Origin of the sequence: Delftia acidovorans SPH-1, from assembly GCF_000018665.1 — a bacterium.
Taxonomy (GTDB): Bacteria; Pseudomonadota; Gammaproteobacteria; order Burkholderiales; family Burkholderiaceae_C; genus Comamonas; species Comamonas acidovorans.
Map to the genome: position 1 here is coordinate 6,220,856 of NC_010002.1, position 22,355 is coordinate 6,243,210.

The following is a 22,355-nucleotide window of genomic DNA, read 5'->3' on the forward strand; positions in this document are numbered from 1 at the left end:
GGCTACTTGACGGCGCCAAAGGTCATGCCCTGCACCAGTTGCTTCTGGCTGAACCAGCCAAACACCACGATGGGAGCGATGGCGATCAGCGAAGCGGCCGAGAGCTTGGCCCAGAACAGCCCTTCGGGGCTGGCATACGAGGCGATCAGCGTGGCCAGCGTGCCGGCCCGGGCGCTGCTCAGGTTCAGCGACCAGAAGGCCTCGTTCCAGCTCAGCACCAGGCACAGCAGCCCGGTGGAGGCAATGCCGCCCACCGCCAGCGGCAGCACCACATGGCGGAACTCGGCCCACAGGCCTGCGCCATCCATGCGCGCCGCTTCCAGGATCTCGTTGGGGATGTCCTTGAGCGCGCTGTAGAGCATCCAGACCATGATGGGCAGATTGGACAGCGTGAAGACGATGACCAGCACGGTGAGCGAATCCAGCAAGCCCGCCCCTTGCGCCAGCACATAGATGGGCAGCAGGGCCCCCACGGCCGGCATCATCTTGGTCGAGAGCATCCACATGAGCACGTCGCGCGTGTGGCGGCTGCGGAAGAACGCCATGGAGTAGGCAGCAGGCACGGCGATGGCCAGGCCGATCAGGGTCGAGGCCAGGCTGGTGATCAGCGAATTGCGCGCATACAGCAGGTAGTCGCTGCGCTGCTGCACTTCGCCGAAGTTGGCCAGCGTGGGCTCGAACACGAACAGCGGCGGCACGGCAATGGCCTGCAGTTCCGTCTTGAAGGCCGTCAGGAACAGCCAGGCCAGCGGAAAGAACAGCAGCAGTGCCACGGCCCATGCCGCAGCGGCGCGCACCAGGGTGGAGGAACTTGTTTTCATCATGCCCTCAGTCCAGGCTCTTGCCGACGATGCGGATCAGGAAGAGGGAGACGATGTTGGCCAGCACCACGGCAAACAGTGCACCGGCCGAGGCCACGCCCACGTCGAAGTTCATCAGCGACTGCTTGTAGATCAGGTAGGTCAGGTTGGTGCTCTCGTTGCCGGGCCCGCCCGCCGTGGTGATGGCGATCTCGGCGAACACGCTGAGCAGGAAGATCATCTCGATCATCACCACCACCGCCATGGGCCGCGCCAGATGGGGCAGCGTGAGGTAGTAAAAGCGCTGCAGGGCGTTGGCCCCATCCATGCGCGCCGCCTCCATCTGCTCGCGGTCCAGCGACTGCAGCGAGGTGATGAAGATCAGGCAGGCGAAGGGCAGCCATTGCCAGGACACCATGACGATGACGGACAGCAGCGGCATCTCGGTGAGCCAGTCCACGGGCTGCAGTCCGACGGCCCTCCACAGGCTGGCCAGCACGCCATAGATCGGGTTCATCATCATGTGTTTCCACAGCAGCGCATTGACCGTGGGCATCACGAAGAACGGCGAGATCAGCAGCACCCGCACGACGCCACGCCCCGGAAACGGCTCGTTGATCAGCAAAGCGATCAGCACGCCCAGCACCAGGGTGATCAGCACCACGCTGGCCAGGAAGTTCAGCGTGTTCCACACGGCGGGCAGGAAGTCCGGATCGGTGATGAAGAAGGCGTAGTTGTCCCAGCCGGCGAAGCGGTGCTCGCCTGGCTGCATGAGGTTGTAGTTGACGAGCGAGAAATAAATCGTCATCAACAAGGGCACGAGCATCCAGCACAGCAGCACGGCCACGGCGGGCGCCATCAGGGCGCGGGGCAGCAGGCGCCTGGCGGACGCCGCCCTTTCGGGAGTCCTATCGGCCCTCATTTGTAGTAGCCGCTTTTCCTCATCTCGCGATCGGCCAGCGTCTGCGAGGTACTGAGCGCCTGCTCCACCGTGACCTTGCCCGACAGCGCGGCGCTCATCTGCTGGCCCACGGCAATGCCAATGGCCTGGAACTCTGGAATCGCGACGTACTGCACGCCGGCATAGGGCGACTTGGGCTCGGTCGCATCGGTCAGGCTCACGCTGTCGATGGCCCGCTTCTCGGCTGCGGCAAAGCCCGCCACCTTCTGGAACTCGGCATTGGCATAGGTGGACTGGCGCGTTCCTGTAGGCACGGCACGCCAGCCGTGCTCCTGCGCAACCAACTGCACATACTCCCTGGAGGTGGCCCACTTCACGAAGACCTGGGCCGCATCGGCCTTCTTCGAGCTGGAGGGTATGGCCAGGTTCCAGGTCCACAGCCAGGTCGATCCCTTGGGCGTGCTGGCCACGGGTGCAGCCGCATAGGCCACCTTGTCGGCCACCTTGGATTGCTTGGGGTCGCTCACGAAGGAGGCGGCGATGCTCGCATCCACCCAGGCGCCGCACTTGCCCTCGTTGAACAGGGCCAGGTTCTCATTGAAGCTGTTGGCCGAGGCGCCCGGGGGGCCATAGGCCTTCATCAGGTCCACATAGAAACCCACGGCCTTCTTCCAGGCGGGTGTATCGATCTGCGGCCTCCACTGCATGTCGAACCATTGGCCGCCGAAGGTATTGGCCATGGTGGTGATCAGGGCCATGTTGTCTCCCCAGCCCGGCTTGCCGCGCAGGCAGATGCCGTAGACCCCGGCCTTGGGATCGTGGACCCTGGAGGCGAACTCCCGGACCTGCTCCCAGGTGGGCTTGTCGGGCATCTGAAAACCCGCCTTGTCGGCCAGGTCCTTGCGGTACATGAGGATGGAACCTTCGCCATAGAAGGGCGAGGCATAGAGCTTGCCTTCGTAGGACAGGCCTTCGCGGATGGTGGGCAGCAGGTCGGCCGCGTCATAGGCGGCATCGGTGGCAATGGGCTGCAGCCAGCCCTTCTTCGACCAGATCGGCACCTCGTAGATGCCCACGGTCATCACATCGAACTGGCCGCCCTTGGTGGCGATGTCGGTGGTCACGCGCTGGCGCAGCACGCCTTCTTCCAGCGTCACCCATTTGAGCGTGATGTCGGGGTGGGCCTTCTCGAACCGGGGGGTGAGCTTTTGCATCTCGATCATGTGGCCGTTGTTCACGGTGGCGATCACGAGTTCGGTGCCGGCGAGTGCGCCCGCTGCGGCAGTGGCCATGGCCCATGTGAGGCTGGCCTTGAGCAAGCTGTGCATTTTTGTCTCCTTGTTCCCTGGTCTTCGAATGCTGGATCACCGCGCCTCCCATCCCGGCTGCGGATGAGGCATTGTGGCGACGGCCTCGTGCCTGGACTGGTACGACAGATGCGCCTTTCGATACTTTTATGCGCAGCCAGGCCGGTGATATCCCTTAGCCAATGCATCAAACCATGTGCCTCTGCTGCGGTGCGTTCCGACCTCCTAGAATTCCGTTCATCCGCATCTCCGAGGCAGACCATGGCCGTGCAGCGCATCCCTGTTCCACCGAGTGCACTCGGCGAGTCCCCCTTCTGGCACCCGCAGGAACACCGGCTCTACTGGTGCGATATCCAGGACCGGCACATCCATTCGTGGGAGCCCGCCACAGGCCTGCACCGCAGCTGGGCCACGCCCAGCGAACCGGGCTGCTGCGCTCCCACGGACCGGGGCCGCATCGTGGTGGGGCTGCGCGATGGCTTCGGCCTGCTGGACACCGCCACGGGACACACCGAAATGATCGCCCGCCTGGACCATGATCCGCAGCAGCTGCGGCTCAACGACGGGCGCTGCGACCGCGCCGGGCGGCTGTGGGCGGGGTCACTGTTCTCGCCCAAGACGGCGCCCGATGCCGCGCTGTGGTGCCTTCGCGCGGACGGCGCCGGAGGCTACGCCGTTCAGCGCATGGCAGGCGACTGCACCACGGCCAACGGCCTGGCCTTCAGCCCCGATGACGACTGGATGTACTGGGCAGACACGCCAGCCCACCGCATAGACCGCTTTGCCTTCGACCTGGACTCCGGCACGCTGGGCACGCGCTCGCTGTGGAAGGCCTTCGCGCCCAAGGCCGAGGGCAGGCTCTATGGCGGCCGCCCCGACGGCGCCAGCGTCGACGTCCGGGGCAACTACTGGGTGGCCATGTACGAAGGCGGCTGCGTGCTGCAACTGAGTCCCGAGGGCGATGTGCTGCAGCGCCTGGACACGCCCGTGCGCTGCCCCACCATGGTCTGCTTTGGAGGAGAGGACCTGCGCACGCTGTACATCACCTCGGCCGGACACGGCCGGCCCGATCCGGAGCGATCGGCGCAGGTGCCTGCCGGCGCACTGATGGAGTGCCGTGTCGATGTGCCGGGCCTGCCGGTGAACAGCTTCCGCGAAGCCTGAGCCTGCTCGGCCCCGGCAACGTGTTGCCAGGGGCGTCAGGCCCGCATGCGCTGCAGCAGTCCTGCGGTCGATGCATCGAGCTGCACCACATCGCCGCTGGCCAGGCGCTGCTGCAGGTCGCGCGCCAGCAGCTTGCCCAGTTCCACCCCCCATTGGTCGAAGCTGTTGAGGCCCCACAGCGCGCCCGCCACGAACACGCGGTGCTCCTGCAAGGCAATCAGCGCACCCAGCGCCGCCGGCGTGAGCGCATCCAGCAGTACGAAGGTACTGGGCCGGTTGCCCGGGAAGTGGCGATGGCCATCATCGCAGGAACGCCCCTGCATCAAGGCCTGGGCCTGGGCCAGAGCGTTGGCCAGCAGTTGCTCATGGTGGCCCTGCAGGCCGTGCGACGGCCGCTGCACGGCGATGATCTCCAGCGGCACGATGTCCGTACCCTGGTGCAGCATCTGGAAGAAGGCATGCTGCCCATCCGTACCCGGCTCGCCCCAGAGCACGGGGGCTGAGCCCAGTGCCAGCGGCCGGCCCTGGCGGTCCACGCGCTTGCCATTGCTCTCCATCTCCAGTTGCTGCAGATAGGCCGGCAGGCGCCGCAGGCCTGCGTGGTAGGGCGCAATGCAGCGGCTGGCAAAGCCCAGCAGATTGCGGTTCCAGACATCGAGCAGGCCCAGGCGCACGGGCAGGTTGGCCTGCAGCGGTGCCGTGCGGAAATGGTGGTCCATGGCATGCGCGCCGGCCAGCAGGTCGCGGAATGCCGCAGCTCCCACGGCGAGGGCCACGGGCAGCCCGATCGCCGACCACAGCGAATAGCGCCCGCCCACCCAGTCCCAGAAACCGAAAGTGGTGGTGATGCCCATCTGCGCAGCCGCCGAGGCATTGGTGGTCAGCGCCACGAAATGCCGCGCCACATCTTCACCGCCCTGCGCATGGAACCATTGCAGCGCACTGCGCGCATTGGTCAGCGTCTCCTGCGTGTTGAAGACCTTGGAGGCCACGATGAACAGCGTGCTGCGCGGCTGCAGCCCATCGAGCACCGATTGCAGCTCATGCCCATCCACGTTGGAGACGAAGTGCATGCGCCGCCGTGCATCGCACATTCCCTGCAGCGCCTGCACGGCCATCTGCGGCCCCAGGCCCGATCCACCGATGCCCATGCACACCACATCGGTGATGCCGGCATCGGCCCTCACGCGCTCGGCATAGGCCAGCATGGCATCCAGCGTTTCGTGCACCTGGGCCAGGGCCCATGCCAGGCCCGGCGGCGACTCGCCGCGCGGGCAGCGCAGCAGCGCGTGCAGCACGGCGCGGCCCTCGCTGCCGTTGACGTGCTCGCCGGCGAACATGGCATCGCGCTGCTGCTCCACTGCGCACTCGCGCGCCAGACGCAACAGCAGCGCCTCGGCTGGTGCATCCCAGAGGTTCTTGGACAGGTCTGCAAAACAGTGTGGCGCCTCCTGGCTGAAGTGCGCGAACCGGCCGGGATCATCGGCAAAGGCGTGGCGCAGATCGAAGCCCTTGCGCAGGGCCAAGGCATGGTGGTGCAGCGCAGGCCAGACAGTGGCATGGTCGCAGCGCGGGGGCTGGGGAATGACGGACAGCATGGGATAAAAGTAATCTGATTACCAAATCGACAACACATCTCTGGAACAAAACCTCAATACCTTCCTATAATTTATCCGATTCCTCAAAATTTTGGTAACCAAGTTACCAAAAATAGACACACCAACTTGTGGAGACAGCATGGGTTTCGATCTGGTTTTGTTCGGTGGCACGGGTGATCTCGCATGGCGCAAGCTCATGCCCGCGCTGTTCCAGGCGTTCCGCCACGGCACCCTCCCCGAGGGGGGTCGCATCCTGTGCGTGGGTCGCGATGATCTGAGTGACGACCAGTACCGCGCGCTCATCCAGGGCCGCTTCGAAAAGGTGGAACTGTCCAAGCGCCCCAGTCCAGAGGAGTTCTCGCGTTTCGCGGCCCTGCTGCACTACCTGCGCATGGACCTGTCGCAACCCGCCGACTACGAGCGCCTGGCCACGGCGCTGAACACCCGCGGCGCCGAGACGGTGGTGATGTACCTGGCCACTGCGCCCAGCCTGTTCACCACGGTCTGCGAGCAGATTGCCGCCGTGGGCCTGAATGGCCCGCAGACGCGCGTGGTGCTGGAAAAGCCGCTGGGCCACGACCTGGCCTCCAACCAGGCCATCAACGCCACGCTGCGCAAGGTCCTGCGCGAAGAGCAGGTGTTTCGCATAGACCACTACCTGGGCAAGCCCTCGGTCCAGAACCTGCTGGCCCTGCGCTTTGGCAACGCACTGTTCGAGCCACTGTGGCGGCGCGAGACCATTGCCAACATCCAGATCACCATTGCCGAGGAACTGGGCGTGGAAAGCCGTGGCGCCTTCTACGACCAGACCGGCGCGCTGCGCGACATGGTGCAAAACCATGCCCTGCAACTGCTGTGCGCCATCGGCATGGAGCCGCCGATCAACGCCTCGGCCCACGCCATCCGCGACGAAAAGCTCAAGGTGCTGCAGTCGCTCAAGCCCTGGACGCCGGAAACCCTGAGCCAGCACGTGGTGCGCGGCCAGTACCTGGCCGGCGCCAGCCAGGGCCAGCCCGTGCCCGCCTACCAGCAAGAGAAAGGCGTGGCGGCCGGCAGCCAGACCGAGACCTTCGTCGCCCTGCGCACCGAGATCTGCAACTGGCGCTGGGCCGGCGTGCCCTTCTACATCCGCACCGGCAAGCGGCTGGCAGGCCGGGATGCGCGCATCGTCGTGAACTTCCGGCCCGTGCCCCATCCCATCTTCCGCTCGCCCCTGTCCGAAGCCAACCGCCTGGTCATCAACCTGCAACCCAAGGACGGCCTGGAGCTGCACCTGCTGGCCCAAGGCGCCACCCAGCAGCAGGCCGAGCCTTCGCTGGCTCCCGTGCACCTGAACCTGGACTTCGACCAGCGCTTCGGCGCCAAGCGCGTGGGCGCCTACGAGCGCCTGTTGCTGGACGTGATCGCCGGGCGGCTGAATCTGTTCGTGCGTAGCGACGAACAGGAACAGGCCTGGCGCTGGGTGGAACCCATACTGCAGCACTGGCGCAACGATCTCTCGGGGCCGCGCGGCTATGCGGCTGGCAGTTGGGGGCCCAGCGCGGCCAGCGCCATGATTGCGCGGGATGGGTTTTGTTGGAGCGAGGAGGTTTGAGGCTCCCCCTGAGGCGCTTCGCGCCTTCCCCCTCTCTCGCTGCGCGGGAGGGGGACGACAGCATCGCTGCGGGGCGGCCCTTGCTCGCTGTCCCTGACGCTGGGGCGCGCCGGTTTCAGGCGATGCGCTCGGCCTGCAGCGCGGCCTATAGCCCGCGGGGGGCGCTGGATCATTGGGGAACCTACAATGAGGCCCCGAGAGACTGACCACACCATGAATCCTGCTGCGCCGGCTGCCGATGCCGCCCCCACTTCCTCCCTGATCGATCCCAAGCTCGCCATGGGATGGATGCACACGACGCGCTTTTTGACGACGGCTGCGCAACTGCACCATCTTCCCAAGGTCGATGTGCCCGAGATCGCGTTCGTGGGCCGCTCCAATGCCGGCAAGTCCACCTGCATCAACACGCTGACGCAGCAAAAGCAGCTGGCCTTCGCCTCGAAGAAGCCCGGCCGCACGCAGCACATCAACCTGTTCTCCCTGGGCAAGCAGGGCGTGACCGACGCCGTGCTGGCCGATCTGCCCGGCTACGGCTACGCCGCCGTGTCGCGCACGGACAAGCAGCGCTGGCAGCGCGTGATGCTGAACTATCTGGTCAGCCGCGAGAGCCTGACGGGCATCGTGTTGCTGTGCGATCCGCGACTGGGCCTGACCGAACTCGACGAAGCCTTGCTCGATGCCCTGCGCCCGCGCGTGCAGGAGGGCCTGAAGTTCCTCGTGCTGCTGACCAAGGCCGACAAGCTCACGCGCGCCGAGCAGGCCAAGGTGCTGTCCATCACGCGGCTCAATGCCGGCGGTGGCGAGGTGCGCATGTTCTCCGCGCTCAAGAAGCAGGGTGTGGACGAGGTGGCCCAGCTGCTGTGGCACTGGAGCCATCCCGAAGGGCTGGCCCAGCCGGCCGCCGCTGCACCGCAGGCGGACGTCGCAGCCGCGACGCCCGGCGAGAGCGACAGCCCCCAAGATTAGCGCCTGGAGGCGCTCGTGTAGCCAGCGCCCCGCAAGGAGCGCAACATGGTGACCACCTGCATTCGCGAGCTGCCTCACGGCATCCATCTGCACTGCCGCGTCAGCGGCGAACCCGGCCGGCCGTTGCTGCTGTTCCTGCACGGTTTTCCCGAGGACAGCTTCATCTGGGAAGGCATGCTGGAGCAGTTCGGCGCGCAATGGCGTTGCGTCGCCCCCGATCTGCGGGGCTTTGGCCATTCCAGCCAGCCGGCCGGCGTGGAGCAGTACAAGGCCAAGCACCTGCTGCAGGATCTGGCGGCGCTGATCGCCATCGAAAGCCCTGGCGCACCCGCAGCCTGCGTGATCGCCCACGACTGGGGGGGTGCCCTGGCCTGGGGTCTGGCCAATCGCCATCCCGGGCTGATGCAGCGGCTGATGATCCTCAACGCCCCGCATCCAGGCGCCTTTCTGCGCGAGTTGCTGGACAACCCCGTGCAGCAGGCCGCAAGCCAGTACATGCATTTCCTGCGCCGCCCCGACGCACCCGCCCTGCTGGCCGACAACGACTGGCAGCGCATGCTGGGATTTTTCCGCACACCGCAGGGCGAGTTGCCCGGCTGGCTCACGCCGCAGTTGCAGCAGCGCTACCGCGAGCACTGGGACCTGGGCGTGCAAGGCTCCTGCCACTACTACGGCGCCAGTCCCCTGGTGCCGCCCCGGCCCGAAGACCCGGACTCAGCCGACGCACTGCGCAACCTGAGGCTGCCGCCCGAGATGCTGGACATCGGCGTGCCCACGCATGTGCTCTGGGGCGACAGCGACCCGGCGCTGCAGCCCGCCCTGGTCGAAGGCCTGGAGCCGTGGGTGCCGCGCCTGACGGTGCAGCACCTGGCAGGCACTTCGCACTGGGTCGTGCACGAGCAGCCAGATGCGGTGCGGCAAGCGCTGGAGCAGTTCCTGTCCCGCCCCGTTCAGTAGACCGAAGGCTCGCCCTCGGGCCGGGTCTTGAAGCGCCTGTGCACCCAGTAGTACTGGTCGGGCATGGTGCGAATCGCCGCTTCCAGCTCGCGGTTCATGCGTGCCGTGTCGGCCTCGGCATCGTCGGTGGGAAAGTCCGTCCAGGCCGGCGTGATCTCGGCCACGTAGCCCGTGGGCGTCATGCGCGTATACATGCCCAGCACCTTGGCCCGGCCCAGGCGTGCAAAGCGCGACAGCGAGGGGATGGTGGCCGCGTTCACGCCGAAGAAGGGCACGAAGACCGAGTCGTTGCGGCCGAAGTCCATGTCGGGCAAAAGGTACAGCAGCCCGCCCTTGCGCAGGCTGGAGATGATGGGCTTGACCCCGTCGGCGCGGTTGAGCATGCGCACATCACCAAAGCGCTGGCGCCCTGACATGAACCACTCATCGACCGCAGGGTCCGGATGGGTGGAGAAGATCGAGGTGAAAGGCCGCGTGGTGTGCAGCGGCAGCGCCAGGCCCCCCGCATCCATGCTGTAGAAATGCGGCGCGAACAGGATGGTGGGCGTATCGCCATCGAGCTCATGCACGGCGCCCTGCAGCTTCACGCGCTCGGCCACCACCTCGCGCGGCGCGGCCCACAGCCAGCTGCGGTCCAGCCAGGTCTGGCAAAAGACGATGAAGTTGCTGCGCGCCAGCTCCACGCGCTGCGCCTCGGTCAGCTCGGGAAAGCACAGCGCAAGATTGCGCAGCGCCACCTTGCGGCGCGGCGCGGCCAGCACGAACAGCACACGCCCCAGAAACGCACCCAGCCCCCGCAGCCACGGCAGCGGCATCCAAGCCAGCGACCGCATCAGCCACACGCCGATGCGCCCGCTCATGCACCCACCTCGCCAGCAGGTGCTTCACGGCGCGGCTGCTTGTAGCGCGCATAACCCCACAGGTACTGCTGCGGGCATTGGCGGATGGTCTGCTCCATCGCCTCGTTGATCTGCTGCACCGCAGCTTCCAGATTCTCGGACAAGGGCACGGGCAACTCCTCAAGATACAGCGCATAGCCCCGCCCCCAGGACAAGCGCTCACAACGGGCCACGATCACCGCGGCCCCCGTCTGCAACGCCAGCCGCGCCGCCAGCGTCATCGTATAGGCATCACGGCCGAAGAACGGCGACCAGACGCCCTGCCCCTCGGGCGGAACCTGGTCTGGCAGCAGCCCCACGGCCGCGCCCTTGCGCAGCGCCTTGATCATCTGGCGCACGCCGGCCAGCGTGGTCGGCACGGCCTGCACGCCGGGGCGGTTGCGCGCCGTCTCCATGACGCGGGCCAGCCAGGGCTGGCGCGCGGGGCGGTAGAGAATGGTGATCTCGCCATGCTCGGCCGACCATTGCCGCGCCGCATGCTGCACTGACAGCTCGAAGCAGCCCAGGTGCGGCGTCAGAAAGATGATGCCGCGCCCGGCCGCGTAGGCCCGGCGCACGCATTCCTCGTTGTGCATCTCGCAGCTCGGCTGCCTGCCCATCCACATGCGCGGCAGCTCCGCCACCATGCGCCCCGCGTGTCCCACGGCCGGCGCCACGGCGCCCAGGCCGTAGCCGGCCTGCCGGGCGTTGGCCAGAAAGCGGCGCCGGTACGTGGGCGAAGCGGCGAACGCCACCCAGCCCATGAGCGCGCCAAGGGGGTGCAATAGCCACAAAGGCAGTGCAGCAAACAGTCGGAACAGGGATGGCATTAAAATGATGGGTGTCGCTGAGTTAACTGAGCAACTTGCAGAGCGACGTTAAACAATTTCTGCTAAAGCGTTCGCCAGAGCTCCTGCAGCTTGGGCAGCGCCCAGCAAAAAAGCTGCAACCAAGGAGTTTATTCATATGGCGAACGACTTTCTTTTCACCTCGGAATCCGTCTCTGAAGGCCATCCGGACAAGGTGGCTGACCAGATCTCTGACGCGATCCTGGACGCCATTTTCGCCCAAGACCCGTACAGCCGCGTGGCGGCCGAGACGCTGACCAACACGGGCCTGGTGGTTTTGGCAGGTGAGATCACCACCGGCGCAAACGTCGACTACATCCAGGTCGCACGCGACACCATCAAGCGCATCGGCTACGACAACACCGACTACGGCATCGACTACAAAGGCTGCGCCGTGCTCGTGGCCTACGACAAGCAAAGCCAGGACATCGCCCAGGGCGTGGACAAGGCCAGCGATGACGAGCTCAACACCGGCGCCGGCGACCAGGGCCTGATGTTCGGCTACGCCTGCGACGAGACGCCCGAGCTGATGCCCGCGCCCATCTACTACGCGCACCGCCTCGTCGAGCGCCAGGCCCAGCTGCGCAAGGACGGCCGCCTGCCCTTCCTGCGCCCCGATGCCAAGAGCCAGGTGACCATGCGCTACGTGGACGGCAAGCCCCACAGCATCGACACCGTGGTGCTGTCCACCCAGCACAGCCCCGACCAGTCGGAAACCGCCACCAAGATGAAGGCCAGCTTCACCGAAGCCATCATCGAGGAAATCATCAAGCCCGTGCTGCCCTCCGAGTGGCTGCAGGACACCAAGTACCTGATCAACCCCACGGGACGCTTCGTTGTCGGCGGCCCCCAGGGCGATTGCGGCCTGACCGGCCGCAAGATCATCGTCGACACCTACGGCGGTGCCTGCCCCCATGGCGGCGGCGCCTTCAGCGGCAAGGACCCGACCAAGGTGGACCGCAGCGCCGCCTACGCCGCGCGCTACGTGGCCAAGAACATCGTGGCCGCCGGCCTGGCACGCCAGTGCCAGATCCAGGTGGCCTACGCCATCGGCGTGGCACGCCCGATGAACATCACGGTCTACACCGAAGGCACGGGCGTCATCCCCGACGCCGAGATCGCCAAGCTGGTGGCCGCGCATTTCGACCTGCGCCCCAAGGGCATCATCCAGATGCTGGACCTGCTGCGCCCCATCTACAGCAAGACCGCCGCCTACGGCCACTTTGGCCGTGAAGAGCCCGAATTCACCTGGGAGCGGACGGACAAGGCAGCCGTGCTGCGCGCTGCGGCCGGCCTGTAAAGACGCCCCTCGCCACCGACAAGCCCCATGCAGGCCCCGCCTTCATGGGGCTTTTTACGTGAGGTGTCCCTTGCTGGCACCCGGGTCCTGGCCTCTTCGCTCTGGCGGACAGCCTTAGCTCACTACACTTGGACCCTGGTAAGCGTTTCACTTCACCCTCCGACGCACAGCGCCAAGCCCATGCCCTCCACCACCCAGCTACTGGTCATAGACCCCCAGAACGACTTCTGCGATCTGCCTGAGGACTGGTGTCCTGGCGGGCAACGTCCCAGCCTTCCCGTGACGGGCGCCCATGCCGACATGCAGCGGCTTGCCGGTTGGATACGGCGCGAGGGGGCGAGAATTGACGAGATCATGGTGACGCTGGACTCGCACCAGCGCTATGACATTGCCCACCCCGCCTTCTGGCAGCAGGGCGATGGCAGCGAGGTAGTGCCGTTCACCCCTATCACGGCGGCGCAGGTGCGGGCGGGGGTGTTCCGGCCGCGCAACGCCGAGGCGCTGCAGCGCAGCCTGGACTATCTGGATGCACTCGAAGCCAACAGCCGCTACACGCTGATGGTCTGGCCCGTGCACTGCGAGGTGGGCAGCTGGGGCCACGGTATCCATGCCGATGTGCTGGCGGCCTGCGGCGACTGGCAGCAGCAGCGCCAGCGCGCCGTGTACAACGTTTTCAAGGGGCTCAATCCCTGGACCGAGCACTACAGCGCGCTGCTGGCCGAGGTCCCCGACCCGGCCGATCCGGCGACCTTGCTGAATACGGCCTTGCTGGAGCGGCTGGGCCAGGCAGACATACTGGTGGTCGCGGGCGAGGCGAGCAGTCACTGCGTGCGCTCCACGGTCGAGCATCTGGTCGAGCACCTTCCCCATCCTGAGCGCATCGTGCTGATGCATGACGCCATGAGCCCGGTGCCGGGCTTCGAGTCCGCGCACCATGATTTTTTAGCAGCCATGCAGGCCCGCGGATTGCGGCTGGCCTCCAGCCAAGAACTCCACCTGTAGGGGCCGGACCGCCTTCCCGCGCGCAGCCCCCTTTCCTGTTTCCCCAGCATCGCACCATGGCTCCCATCATCACCAGCCTGCTCGACACCGATCTCTACAAATTCACGATGTGGCAGGCCATGCTGCACCGCAATCCCCAGACCGAGGCCGAGTACGAGTTCGTCTGCCGCACGAAGACGGCCTTCCCACTGGCCGAGCTGCTGCCCGAGGTGGAGCGCGAGCTGGACGCCCTGTGCGCGCTGCGCTTCACGCCCGAAGACCTGGCCTACCTGGGCGGGCTGCGCTTCATGAAGAGCGACTTCATCGACTTTCTGCGCATCTTCCAGTTCCAACGCGCCTTCATCCGTGCCTGGGCCGATGGCGACACCCTGCACATCGAGGCCAAGGGCCCCCAGGTCCATGTGATGGGCTTCGAGATCTATGTGCTGGCCATCGTCAACGAGCTGTATTTCCGGCGCTTCGACGCCGAGGCGGCGCTGGCTGAAGGCCGCAGGCGCCTGGCCGGCAAGATCGAGCGCCTGCGCCACCTGGCCTGCGAGGCCAGGCTGCGCAATCCCTTCGAGCTGTTCGACTTCGGCGTGCGCCGGCGCTTCTCGGGCGCCTGGCAGCGCGAGGTGGTCCAGGCCTTTGCCACGCAGACGGCGCAGTGGTTCAAGGGCACGTCCAACGTGCTGCTGGCTCGCGACTTCGGCATCGTGCCCATAGGCACCATGGCCCATGAGTACCTGCAGAGCTACCAGGCCCAGGGCGTGCGCCTGCGCGACTTCCAGATCGCCGCGCTGGAGGACTGGGTGCAGGAGTACCGGGGCGACCTGGGCGTGGCCCTGACCGACACCGTGGGCATGGATGCCTTCCTGGCCGATTTCGACATGTACTTCGCCAAGCTCTTCGACGGGCTGCGCCACGACTCGGGCGACCCGTATGCCTGGGGCGAGAAGGCCATCGCCCACTACCAGAAGCTGCGCATAGACCCCCAGGCCAAGCGCCTGGTGTTCTCCGACGGGCTGGACCTGGACACGGCCCTGGCCCTGTACCAGCGCTTTGCCGACCGCATACAGCTGGGCTTCGGCATCGGCACGCGGCTGACCAACGACATGGGGCTGGAGACCATCAACATCGTGATGAAGCTCACCCACGCCAACGGCCAGCCCGTGGCCAAGATCTCGGACTCGCCGGGCAAGACGCTGTGCAACGACGAAACCTATCTGGCCTATCTGCGCCAGGTCTTCGGCCTGGCCCAGCCTGTCGCCGTCTGATACCGCCCGACACCGCCTGACATCGCCTGACACCGCCAAAGCTCCATTCATGCTGCGCATCACCATTGCCCAACTCAACCCCACCGTCGGCGACATCGCCGGCAACGTGGCCCGCATGGCCGAGGCCGCTGCCCGCGCCGCGCGCGCGCAGGCCGACCTGCTGGTCTTTCCCGAGCTGTCGCTGTGCGGCTACTACCCTGGCGACCTGCTGGACGAGCCCGCCTTTCGCGAACGCCTGGAGCAAGGCTTGCAGCAGCTGCTGCAGGCCACGCGCCAGTGGCCGCAATTGCACTGGGTCATCGGCGCGCCCACGCGTGCCAGCGGGCCCGGCAAGCCGCTGCACAACAGCCTGCTGGTGCTCAAGGACGGCGCCGTGCGCCTGCGCTACGACAAGCAGCTGCTGCCCACCTACAACATCTTCGACGAGCGCCGCCACTTCGAGCCCGGCCCCGACGCGGCCAAGGTGCTGCGCATAGGCCAGGCCCAGGTGGGCTTTCTGGTGTGCGAGGACGGCTGGAACGACGCCGGTGCCGACTACGCCACCAACCCCTTCGCGCGCATGGCCGACGCCGCGCCCGACCTGGTGGTCAGCATCAACGCCAGCCCCAGCCACCTGGGCAAGCGCGAGCAGCGCCACGAGATCTTCGGCCAGGCGGCCACGCGCCACGGCCTGCCCATCCTCTATGTGAATCAGATCGGCGGCCAGGACCAGATCGTGTTCGACGGCGCCTCCTTCGCGGTGGAGCCCGGGCGCGGCGTGGTCTTCGAGGCCGAGCGCTTTGTCGAAGACCTGCGCACGCTGCAGTTCGACGACGGACGCTTCCTCGACGCAGCCGGCCAGCCCTGCATGAGCGTGCCGGCCGAAGGCCTGCCCACCATGGAGTTCTACCGCCGCCAGATCGTGCTGGGCCTGCGCGACTATGCGCGCCGCTGCGGCTTCACGCGCGCGGTGGTGGGCAGCTCGGGCGGCATCGACAGCGCACTGACCCTGGCCCTGGCGGCCGAGGCCCTGGGCGCGGACAACGTGGTGGCCGTCACCATGCCTTCGCGCTTTTCGTCGAGCGGCTCGGTCGATGACTCGGTGATCCTGTGCCGCAACCTGGGCATCACGCTGCACGAGCACCCGATCCGCGAGCTGGTCGACGGCTATGCGCGCCAGTTCGAGGCCAGCTTCGGCCAGCCGCTGCAGGGCCTGCCGCTGGAGAACCTGCAGGCACGCATCCGCGGCACCACGCTGATGGAGTACTCCAACGCCTTCGGCCACCTGCTGCTGACCACGGGCAACAAGTCCGAGATATCGGTGGGCTACTGCACGCTGTATGGCGACACCAACGGCGGCCTGGGCCTGCTGGGCGATCTGTACAAGACCGAGGTCTTCGAGCTGTCGCGCCACGTCAACCGCAGTGCGGGCCGCGAGCTGATTCCCCAGGCCATCATCGACAAGCCGCCCTCGGCCGAGCTGGCGCCCGACCAGAAGGACGAGGACAGCCTGCCGCCCTATGCGGTGCTGGACGAAATCCTCAAATACGCCATCGAGGGCCGGCACCTGTCCACCGCCGAATACGGCACGGCCGAGCGCTTTGTGACCCAGCTGCTGGGCCAGCCCGGCGGTGCCGAGCTGGTTGACCGCGTCAAGCGCATGATCTTCCGCAGCGAGTACAAGCGCCGGCAGGCCCCGCCCATACTGCGCGTGCGCCCGCGCGCCTTCGGCACGGGCCGCCAGATGCCCATTGCCGCCCACTACGAATGAAGCCAGAGTGAAGCCACCGAGCCTGTTTATGCAAGAGACTGCCGCAATGGACGCCCCCACCGAAACCCCGGCCACCAGCGAGCGCGTGCACACCGCCGTGCTGATCGGGCGCTTCCAGCCGCTGCACAACGGCCACATGGCCCTGCTGCGCGCGGCGCTGGAGCGTGCCGAGCAGATCGTCGTCGTGCTGGGCAGCGCCTGGCAGGCGCCCAATCCCAAGAATCCCTTCAGCTGGCAGGAACGCGCGCAGATGCTGCGCGAGGCGCTGCCGCCGGCCGACGCGGCCCGCCTGCATTGCGTGCCCGTGCGCGACTATTACAACGAACCGCTGTGGGTACAGGCCGTGCAGCAGGCCGTGCAGTCCTGCGTGCCCGAAGGCGCCAGCGTGGCCCTGGTCGGCCATTTCAAGGATGCGACCAGCGGCTACCTGGCGCGCTTTCCGCGCTGGCAACTGATCAGCCTGCCGCGCCTGGGCCAGTTCGACGCCACGCCGCTGCGCGACATCTACTTCGGCGAATCCGGCGTGGACTTCGAGGCCCTGGCCGCCCAGGTGCCGCCCGCCACCCTGCAGTTCCTGCGCCAATGGGCCACCACGCCCGTCCATGCGCAGATGTGCGAGGAATGGCGCATGCTGGCCCGGTACCGCCAGGCCTGGGCTGCGGCGCCCTACCCGCCCGTCTTCGTGACCGTGGACGCACTGCTGCGCTGCCGCGTGCCGCACGAAGGCGCGCAACAGGACCACATCCTGCTGATACGCCGCGGCCATGCCCCGGGCCTGGGCCTGTGGGCGCTGCCGGGCGGCTTCCTGGAGCCGCGCGACACGCTGTGGCAGTCCTGCCTGCGCGAGTTGCGCGAGGAGACCTGCTCCACGCTCAGCGAGGCCGACCTGCAGGCGGCCCTGCAGTCCGTGCAGGTCTTCGACCATCCCGACCGCAGCCTGCGCGGGCGCACCATCACCCATGTGCACTATCTGGACCTGGGCGTGCTGCCCTCGCTGCCGCCCGTGCAGGGCGGCGACGATGCGGCACTGGCGCGCTGGGTGGCCGTCTGCGACCTGCCCGCCATGGAAAGCGCGTTCTTCGAGGACCACTTCCAGATCCTACGCCAGTTCCTGCCCCTTCCGGTGCAACAGCCCCTGGCGGACACGGGCGCGAAAATCGGCTAAAACCGGAGATTGCGGCGCCATCTTGCGCCGCAATACCGTTTTTCCGGGCTTCCCGTGTTCCCCCGCGATTGAATGACTACCACCCTACAGATCCGACCCGCCACCCCCGATGACGCCGAGCTCATCGTCCGCTTCGTGCGCGAACTCGCCGTCTATGAAAAAGCCGAGCATGAAGTCCTGGCCACGCCAGAGCATGTGAAGCGCACCCTGTTTGCCGACAACCCCGCCGTCTTCGGCCTGATCTGCCTGCATGGCGACCAGCCCGTGGGCTTTGCGGTCTACTTCTTCAATTACTCGACCTGGCAGGGCCGCCACGGCCTGTACCTCGAAGACCTCTACGTCACGCCCGAGGCGCGCGGCCTGGGCGCGGGCACGGCGCTGCTGCGCCGGCTGGCGCAGATCGCCGTCGAGAAGGACTGCGGCCGCTTCGAGTGGAGCGTGCTCGACTGGAACCTGCCCTCCATCGAGTTCTACGACCGCCTGGGCGCCCTGCCCCAGACCGAGTGGATCCGCTACCGCGTGACCGGCGACACCCTGCTGGAGATGGCGCGCGAGCCGGGCTGAGGCCGGCCTCCTTCGTCTGCCTACTCGGGCTCCACGCCCTGGCGCACGGCCTGCTCGACCACCTCGCGCGTCAGCGTGGGCACGAAGGTCTCGATGAAGGCATAGGCATAGCCGCGCAGCCAGGCGCCCTTGCGCAGGCCCAGCCGCGTGGTGTTGACCTCGAACAGGTGGCCGGCGTCCAGCGTGCGCAGGCCCTGGTCACGCTCGGCATCCAGCGCCACCGAGGCGACGATGCCCACGCCCATGTCCAGCTCCACATAGGTCTTGATCACGTCGGCGTCCATGGCCGTGAGCACCACGTCGGGCTCCAGGCCTTCGCGCGCAAAGGCCTCGTCGATGTGGGCGCGGCCCGTATAGCCCTGCTCGTAGGTGATGATGGGAAAGCGCGACAGCGCCTCCAGCGTCAGCGCCTGCTGCGACTGCAGCAGCGGGTGGCCCGGCGGCACGACCACGCCGTGCGTCCAGCGGTAGCAGGGCAGCGCGACCAGGCCTTCATAGCCGGCCAGCGCCTCGGTGGCCACGCCGATGTCGGCCTCGCCGCTGCGCAGCATCTGCGCCACCTGCTCGGGCGAGCCCTGGTGCAGGTGCAGGCGCACCTGCGGATAGCGCTGGCGGAAGTCGCGCACCACATGGGGTAGCGCATAGCGGGCCTGGGAGTGGGTGGCGGCAATCGACAGCCGGCCCTGCTCGCTGGCGCTGAAGTCGGCGCCCACGCGGCGCAGGTTGTCGGCCTCCAGCATCAGGCGCTCGACGATGGGCAGCAGCGCCTCGCCGGGCGGCGTCAGCCCGGTCAGCCGCTTGCCTGCGCGGATGAAGATCTCCACGCCCAGTTCTTCCTCCAGTTCGCGGATCTGCCGGCTCACGCCGGGCTGGGAGGTGTGCAGCGTGTGGGCCACCTCGGTCAGGCTGTAGCCGCGGCGCACGGTTTCGCGCACATAGCGCAGTTGCTGGAAGTTCATGGGCAAGGCTCCGCCCGGGGCCGGTGCGGCCCGGGCCTGTGGAAGGCAAAAGCAGAAAGGAAAGAAAGAGGGGGACGGCGAGAGGCTTTCAGGCCGAACAGGCCACGGCCGGCTCATCCGGGGCATCGGCCGCTGCCTCGCGGGGTAGCTCCAGCAGCTCGATCAGATTGCCTGCGGGGTCTCGCGCATAGCAGCGCCGGCCCTCGCTCACGGGCGCCACCTCCAGCGCCAGGCCGCCGTGCACCAGCAACTGCTGGCGCAGCGCATCCACGTCGCTGACCGTCAGCGCCAGATGCACCAGATTGCCCGCCGCGCGCTCGGTGCCGCCGGACTGCCCCTTGTAGGGCACCAGATCAATGCGCTGCCCGCCGGCCAGAAAGCTCAGGCCCGGACGCCCGGCAACGGTCAGGGCAGACAGGCCCAGCACTTCGCCATAAAAGCGCTCCATGGCCGCCTGGGCACGCGCCGGGAAGGACAGCTGGACATGGTGGACGCCACAGACGATGGCCACGCCCGGCTTCATGGCAGTGCGGCCGGCAAGAGGGGAAGGCCAGGCGGGGCGTGTGGTGTGGGTCATCGAAGCGTCTCGGAAAAGAATCAGCAGCCCGAATGCTGCTGCAGGCCATTGTCGAGACAAGTCGAAAAAACCAAAAATAATAAAAATTCAGTCTGTTATTTCCAAATCATCTCAAGAGATCGAACGCCGATGGTCGGCACGGCGCGCCAGCCATTCGCCACCGAACTGCAGCACCGACACCAGGGCCACCAGGATGACGATGACCTCGAACATCACGCGCGTCTCATAGCGCTCGTAGCCGTAGCGGATGGCCAGGTCGCCCAGGCCGCCCGCCCCCACGGCGCCCGCCATGGCCGAGGCATTGACCATGGCGATCACGCTCACGGTCATGCCGCCGATCAGGCCCGGCAGCGCCTCGGGCAGCAGCACCTGCCGCACGATCTGCGGGCGGCGCAGGCCCATGGCGCGCGCCGCCTCCACCAGGCCCGAGTCCACCTCGCCCAGGCTGACCTGGGCGATGCGCGCAAAGAACGGAATCAGGTTGGCCGACAGCGGCACCACCGCCGCCCAGGTGCCCAGCGTGGTGCCGACGATGGCGCGCGTTACCGGCAGCAGGGCCACCAGCAGGATGATGAAGGGAATGGCCCGGCCGATGTTCACCGCCGCCGACAGCCCCCGGTACAGGCGCGGCCTGGCGTAGAGCCCGCCCGGCGCCGTGGTGTGCAGCACGATGGCCAGCGCCAGCCCGGCAACGATGGCGATCAGCGAGGACGCGCCCGCCATCAGCAGCGTTTCCAGAAAGGCCTGCAGGTATTTATCGAGCGGGGGCAGGGACATGGCCAAGCAGTTGCAGTGAATCGGCGCCCAGCGCCTGTTGAAGGGAAGACAGCGCGGCCGGTGAAAGGGGTGAGAGCGGTGAAAGCGGCGAGGGTGCCGACGGCAGATCCTGCACCGGCACGCCCACCAGCAGGCGGCCCTGCGAACGCCCGCGCATGCAGTCCAGGCCACCCTGCAACAAACGGGCACGCGGGCCCAGCACCTGAAGCTGCGCCAGCGGCAGGCCCTGCTGGCTGCCGCCGTCGGCCCATCCGATGGCCAGCACGGCGACGGCATCCGGGCCATCGGCCTCTGCCACCAGTTCCAGGTCGGCCGCCAAGGCCTGCCGCAGCGGCCGCAGCAGCGCACGCGCCGCCTCCGAGCGCGGTGCCGCAAACAGCTTCCAGACCTCGCCGATCTCCTGCAGCCGGCCCTGGTCCAGCACCAGCACGCGGTCGCAGACCTCGCGGATCACGGCCATGTCGTGCGTGATGAGCACGATGGTCAGCCGCAGCTTGCGGTTGATCTCGCGCAGCAGCTCCAGGATGGACTGCGTGGTCTCGGGGTCCAGGGCCGAGGTGGCCTCGTCGCACAGCAGGATTTCGGGCTCGTGCACCAGCGCGCGCGCAATGCCCACGCGCTGCTTTTGCCCGCCCGAGAGCTGGGCCGGATAGGCGCCGCTCTTGTCCGCCAGCCCCACCAGGGCCAGCAGCTCGTCCACCCGCGCGCGCACGAGCGCGGGCCGCCAGCCCGCGGCCTGCAGCGGCAGGGCCACGTTCTCGTACACCGTGCGCGAGGACAGGAGGTTGAAGTGCTGGAAGATCATGCCGATGCGCCGGCGCAGCGCCACCAGCGCGTCCTCGTCCAGCGTGGCGACATCGGTGCCATCCACCAGCACGCGGCCGCTGCTGGGCCGCTCCAGCGCATTGATGGTGCGCAGCAGCGTGGATTTGCCGGCGCCGCTGCGGCCGATGATGCCGAACACCTCGGCACGCGCCACCTCGAAGCTCAGCGCCTGCAGCGCGTGCACGGGCTCGCCCGCGCTCCTTCCCGCGCCCCTGCCCGTTCCCGGGTAGTGCTTGCGCACGCCCTCGAAGACGATGTGCGGCCGCTGCAGCGCATCGATTGCATGGGGCTCGCCAGCCGCCGCCTGTTCCACCTTCATTGCCTTACACGCCTCAGAAGGCCGGCAGCACCGAGCCCTGGTACCTGCTCACGATGAACTGGCGCACGGGCTCGGACTGGTAGGCGCGCAGCAGGGCCGCGACCCAGGGTGCAGCGCGGTCGCGCTCGTGCACGGCAATGATGTTCACGTAGGGATTGCGCTCGCGCCTTTCGACGGCAATGCCATCGCGCGTGGCGATCAGCCCGGCCTGGTAGGCAAAGCTGTTGACGATGGCCGAGGCATCGAGATCGTCCAGCGAGCGCGCCAGCACCACCGAGGCCGCCTCCACCAGCTGCACCTTCTTCTGGTAGCTGGCGATGTCGGCCAGGCCCGCCGTGCCCTTGAAGGGGTCGAAGCCCTCGCGCAGCTTCAGGATGCCCTGGTCCTGCAGCACCACCAGCGCACGCGTCTGGTTGCTGGGATCGTTGGGAATGCCCAGACGCGCGCCAGCGGGCAGGTCGGCCAGGCGTTTGTGCTTTTTCGAATAGAAGGCGATGGGCGAGATGTAGGTGTCGCCCGCCGCCACCAGCCGGTAGCCGCGCTGCTGGTTCTGGTCGCGCAGGAACGGCACATGCTGGAAGGAGTTGGCCTCGATGTCGCCGTTGTTCAGCGCCTCGTTGGGGCTGGCCGCGCCGCTGATGACCACGGGCTTGACCTGCAGCCCCTGCTCGCGTGCCACGCGGGTCACCACCTCCCAGATTTCCTCGTCCACGCCGCCGCGCACGCCCACGCGCAGCGGGCCGGCCTGCGCGGCCCGGATGGCGCCTGACATCGCCGCCACCGAGGCCCCCGCCGCCAGTCCCCGCAGAAATACTCGCTTGTCCATCGCACAGTCCTTTCAAGAATCA

The 22,355-nt window shown here is 67.3% G+C and carries 21 protein-coding genes; 10 read left to right on the plus strand and 11 right to left on the minus strand.

The features are described 5' to 3' along the window. Positions 1 to 2 precede the first annotated feature (2 nt). From DACI_RS28295 to DACI_RS28305, 3 genes are read right to left on the minus strand one after another with little or no spacing between them, the layout of a single operon-like run. Positions 3 to 821 carry a carbohydrate ABC transporter permease gene (locus DACI_RS28295; protein ID WP_012207392.1) on the minus strand — a complete coding sequence of 273 codons (819 nt, stop codon included), beginning with the start codon at positions 819 to 821 and terminating at the stop codon, positions 3 to 5. Between the two features lie 7 nt (positions 822 to 828). Continuing rightward, a complete protein-coding gene (locus DACI_RS28300; RefSeq protein WP_012207393.1) occupies positions 829 to 1,722 on the minus strand; it encodes a carbohydrate ABC transporter permease in 894 nt (297 codons plus the stop codon). Continuing rightward, positions 1,719 to 3,029, minus strand: a complete 1,311-nt coding sequence (locus tag DACI_RS28305) for an ABC transporter substrate-binding protein (protein ID WP_012207394.1) — start codon at positions 3,027 to 3,029, stop codon at positions 1,719 to 1,721. Before DACI_RS28305 ends, DACI_RS28300 begins: the two co-directional genes overlap by 4 nt. Positions 3,030 to 3,269: 240 nt before the next feature. Here DACI_RS28305 and DACI_RS28310 point away from each other — a divergent pair, with 240 nt between their 5' ends. After that, on the plus strand, positions 3,270 to 4,172 hold the full coding sequence (locus DACI_RS28310) for an SMP-30/gluconolactonase/LRE family protein (RefSeq protein ID WP_012207395.1): 903 nt from the start codon (positions 3,270 to 3,272) through the stop codon (positions 4,170 to 4,172). A 35-nt stretch (positions 4,173 to 4,207) separates the two neighbouring features. Here DACI_RS28310 and pgi read toward each other — a convergent pair whose 3' ends face one another. Next, on the minus strand, positions 4,208 to 5,770 hold the full coding sequence (gene pgi, locus DACI_RS28315; protein WP_012207396.1) for a glucose-6-phosphate isomerase: 1,563 nt from the start codon (positions 5,768 to 5,770) through the stop codon (positions 4,208 to 4,210). A 139-nt stretch (positions 5,771 to 5,909) separates the two neighbouring features. Between pgi and zwf the strand changes: the two genes are divergently transcribed. From zwf to DACI_RS28330, 3 genes are all read left to right on the plus strand, one after another. Continuing rightward, complete coding sequence (gene zwf, locus DACI_RS28320) at positions 5,910 to 7,364, plus strand: glucose-6-phosphate dehydrogenase (protein WP_012207397.1); 1,455 nt, start codon at positions 5,910 to 5,912, stop codon at positions 7,362 to 7,364. Between the two features lie 213 nt (positions 7,365 to 7,577). After that, complete coding sequence (yihA, locus tag DACI_RS28325) at positions 7,578 to 8,330, plus strand: ribosome biogenesis GTP-binding protein YihA/YsxC (protein WP_013800744.1); 753 nt, start codon at positions 7,578 to 7,580, stop codon at positions 8,328 to 8,330. Between the two features lie 45 nt (positions 8,331 to 8,375). Further along, positions 8,376 to 9,287 (plus strand): alpha/beta fold hydrolase, encoded by a 912-nt coding sequence (locus DACI_RS28330; protein WP_012207399.1) that lies wholly within the window; start codon positions 8,376 to 8,378, stop codon positions 9,285 to 9,287. Here the strand turns inward: DACI_RS28330 and DACI_RS28335 are convergent. Together DACI_RS28335 and DACI_RS28340 are read right to left on the minus strand one after the other, a co-directional pair. Then, entirely contained in the window at positions 9,281 to 10,147 is an 867-nt protein-coding gene (locus DACI_RS28335) for a lysophospholipid acyltransferase family protein (RefSeq protein WP_012207400.1), read from the minus strand. The two genes, DACI_RS28330 and DACI_RS28335, sit on opposite strands and share 7 nt — an antisense overlap. Beyond that, positions 10,144 to 10,995, minus strand: a complete 852-nt coding sequence (locus DACI_RS28340) for a lysophospholipid acyltransferase family protein (protein WP_012207401.1) — start codon at positions 10,993 to 10,995, stop codon at positions 10,144 to 10,146. The genes DACI_RS28335 and DACI_RS28340 overlap by 4 nt, the downstream gene beginning before the upstream one ends. A gap of 136 nt (positions 10,996 to 11,131) precedes the next feature. Between DACI_RS28340 and metK the strand changes: the two genes are divergently transcribed. The 6 genes from metK (at position 11,132) to DACI_RS28370 (ending at position 18,050) form a co-directional block, all read left to right on the plus strand. After that, entirely contained in the window at positions 11,132 to 12,313 is a 1,182-nt protein-coding gene (metK, locus tag DACI_RS28345) for a methionine adenosyltransferase (protein ID WP_012207402.1), read from the plus strand. A gap of 180 nt (positions 12,314 to 12,493) precedes the next feature. Beyond that, the gene (locus DACI_RS28350; RefSeq protein ID WP_043782877.1) at positions 12,494 to 13,315 is read left to right on the plus strand and encodes a cysteine hydrolase family protein; all 822 of its coding nucleotides are present in this window, start codon (positions 12,494 to 12,496) and stop codon (positions 13,313 to 13,315) included. Between the two features lie 56 nt (positions 13,316 to 13,371). Continuing rightward, entirely contained in the window at positions 13,372 to 14,571 is a 1,200-nt protein-coding gene (pncB, locus tag DACI_RS28355; protein ID WP_012207404.1) for a nicotinate phosphoribosyltransferase, read from the plus strand. 49 nt (positions 14,572 to 14,620) lie between these two features. Further along, positions 14,621 to 16,321 (plus strand): NAD+ synthase, encoded by a 1,701-nt coding sequence (locus tag DACI_RS28360; RefSeq protein ID WP_012207405.1) that lies wholly within the window; start codon positions 14,621 to 14,623, stop codon positions 16,319 to 16,321. Positions 16,322 to 16,367: 46 nt separating this feature from the next. Next, a complete protein-coding gene (locus DACI_RS28365) occupies positions 16,368 to 17,486 on the plus strand; it encodes a bifunctional nicotinamide-nucleotide adenylyltransferase/Nudix hydroxylase (protein ID WP_043782881.1) in 1,119 nt (372 codons plus the stop codon). A gap of 72 nt (positions 17,487 to 17,558) precedes the next feature. Further along, complete coding sequence (locus DACI_RS28370; protein ID WP_012207407.1) at positions 17,559 to 18,050, plus strand: GNAT family N-acetyltransferase; 492 nt, start codon at positions 17,559 to 17,561, stop codon at positions 18,048 to 18,050. Positions 18,051 to 18,070: 20 nt separating this feature from the next. Here the strand turns inward: DACI_RS28370 and DACI_RS28375 are convergent, their stop codons facing one another. The 5 genes from DACI_RS28375 to DACI_RS28395 form a co-directional block, all read right to left on the minus strand. After that, entirely contained in the window at positions 18,071 to 19,009 is a 939-nt protein-coding gene (locus DACI_RS28375; protein ID WP_013800726.1) for a CysB family HTH-type transcriptional regulator, read from the minus strand. A gap of 88 nt (positions 19,010 to 19,097) precedes the next feature. Beyond that, positions 19,098 to 19,586: a VOC family protein gene (locus DACI_RS28380; RefSeq protein WP_012207409.1), complete on the minus strand. Its 489-nt coding sequence runs from the start codon at positions 19,584 to 19,586 to the stop codon at positions 19,098 to 19,100. Positions 19,587 to 19,697: 111 nt separating this feature from the next. Next, positions 19,698 to 20,363 carry a methionine ABC transporter permease gene (locus DACI_RS28385; RefSeq protein ID WP_043782884.1) on the minus strand — a complete coding sequence of 222 codons (666 nt, stop codon included), beginning with the start codon at positions 20,361 to 20,363 and terminating at the stop codon, positions 19,698 to 19,700. Next, on the minus strand, positions 20,341 to 21,507 hold the full coding sequence (locus DACI_RS28390; protein WP_012207411.1) for a methionine ABC transporter ATP-binding protein: 1,167 nt from the start codon (positions 21,505 to 21,507) through the stop codon (positions 20,341 to 20,343). Before DACI_RS28390 ends, DACI_RS28385 begins: the two co-directional genes overlap by 23 nt. 13 nt (positions 21,508 to 21,520) lie before the next feature. Then, positions 21,521 to 22,333, minus strand: a complete 813-nt coding sequence (locus DACI_RS28395) for a MetQ/NlpA family ABC transporter substrate-binding protein (protein WP_012207412.1) — start codon at positions 22,331 to 22,333, stop codon at positions 21,521 to 21,523. Positions 22,334 to 22,355 lie beyond the last annotated feature (22 nt).

Coding starts and splice junctions, on each gene's coding strand:
- DACI_RS28300 (WP_012207393.1), bottom strand. CDS start 1,722: ATGAGGGCCGATAGGACTCCCGAAAGGGCGGCGTCCGCCAGGCGCCTG.
- DACI_RS28370 (WP_012207407.1), top strand. CDS start 17,559: ATGACTACCACCCTACAGATCCGACCCGCCACCCCCGATGACGCCGAG.
- DACI_RS28310 (WP_012207395.1), top strand. CDS start 3,270: ATGGCCGTGCAGCGCATCCCTGTTCCACCGAGTGCACTCGGCGAGTCC.
- DACI_RS28360 (WP_012207405.1), top strand. CDS start 14,621: ATGCTGCGCATCACCATTGCCCAACTCAACCCCACCGTCGGCGACATC.
- DACI_RS28375 (WP_013800726.1), bottom strand. CDS start 19,009: ATGAACTTCCAGCAACTGCGCTATGTGCGCGAAACCGTGCGCCGCGGC.
- pncB (WP_012207404.1), top strand. CDS start 13,372: ATGGCTCCCATCATCACCAGCCTGCTCGACACCGATCTCTACAAATTC.
- yihA (WP_013800744.1), top strand. CDS start 7,578: ATGAATCCTGCTGCGCCGGCTGCCGATGCCGCCCCCACTTCCTCCCTG.
- metK (WP_012207402.1), top strand. CDS start 11,132: ATGGCGAACGACTTTCTTTTCACCTCGGAATCCGTCTCTGAAGGCCAT.
- DACI_RS28380 (WP_012207409.1), bottom strand. CDS start 19,586: ATGACCCACACCACACGCCCCGCCTGGCCTTCCCCTCTTGCCGGCCGC.
- DACI_RS28395 (WP_012207412.1), bottom strand. CDS start 22,333: ATGGACAAGCGAGTATTTCTGCGGGGACTGGCGGCGGGGGCCTCGGTG.
- zwf (WP_012207397.1), top strand. CDS start 5,910: ATGGGTTTCGATCTGGTTTTGTTCGGTGGCACGGGTGATCTCGCATGG.
- DACI_RS28295 (WP_012207392.1), bottom strand. CDS start 821: ATGAAAACAAGTTCCTCCACCCTGGTGCGCGCCGCTGCGGCATGGGCC.
- DACI_RS28335 (WP_012207400.1), bottom strand. CDS start 10,147: ATGAGCGGGCGCATCGGCGTGTGGCTGATGCGGTCGCTGGCTTGGATG.
- DACI_RS28350 (WP_043782877.1), top strand. CDS start 12,494: ATGCCCTCCACCACCCAGCTACTGGTCATAGACCCCCAGAACGACTTC.
- DACI_RS28305 (WP_012207394.1), bottom strand. CDS start 3,029: ATGCACAGCTTGCTCAAGGCCAGCCTCACATGGGCCATGGCCACTGCC.
- DACI_RS28390 (WP_012207411.1), bottom strand. CDS start 21,507: ATGAAGGTGGAACAGGCGGCGGCTGGCGAGCCCCATGCAATCGATGCG.
- DACI_RS28385 (WP_043782884.1), bottom strand. CDS start 20,363: ATGTCCCTGCCCCCGCTCGATAAATACCTGCAGGCCTTTCTGGAAACG.
- DACI_RS28365 (WP_043782881.1), top strand. CDS start 16,368: ATGGACGCCCCCACCGAAACCCCGGCCACCAGCGAGCGCGTGCACACC.
- DACI_RS28340 (WP_012207401.1), bottom strand. CDS start 10,995: ATGCCATCCCTGTTCCGACTGTTTGCTGCACTGCCTTTGTGGCTATTG.
- DACI_RS28330 (WP_012207399.1), top strand. CDS start 8,376: ATGGTGACCACCTGCATTCGCGAGCTGCCTCACGGCATCCATCTGCAC.
- pgi (WP_012207396.1), bottom strand. CDS start 5,770: ATGCTGTCCGTCATTCCCCAGCCCCCGCGCTGCGACCATGCCACTGTC.